Below are 331 nucleotides of genomic sequence, written 5' to 3'. Positions count from 1 at the left end.
GCTTCGCCAACAAGCTGACCGACGAGCGTTATCGCGAGTTCGCCGCCGCCTTCAATTTCACCTCGTCGACGAAGACAGTGCAGACGGAAGCCCAGCTCGACAAGATGATCGGGCTCTACGGCACGTCGATCACCGACATGAATGACAGCCTTGCGGAAGAGACGCGCTATTACAAGGCGATCATCGGCACGGTGACCAATGTGGACCAGCTGCTGCGCAACGACCGCACCCGCGCCTATATTTTTCAGGTCTTCGGCGTCGATGAGAAGACCTATTCTTACGCCCATATCAAGGGTTTGATGACGAGTGATGTTTCCGATCCCGATAGCTA

1 protein-coding gene is annotated in these 331 nt (G+C 55.6%); it reads left to right on the top strand.

Translation table 11 applies throughout. The features are described from left to right. Positions 1–331: DUF1217 domain-containing protein (locus SB816_RS30495; protein WP_410548052.1), on the top strand; the 331-nt coding region annotated here is incomplete at both ends.

Origin of the sequence: Achromobacter sp. SIMBA_011 (assembly GCF_046535435.1) — a bacterium.
Classification (GTDB): domain Bacteria; phylum Pseudomonadota; class Gammaproteobacteria; order Burkholderiales; family Burkholderiaceae_B; genus Achromobacter; species Achromobacter dolens.
This window is presented reverse-complemented; position numbering and strand designations above follow the sequence as displayed.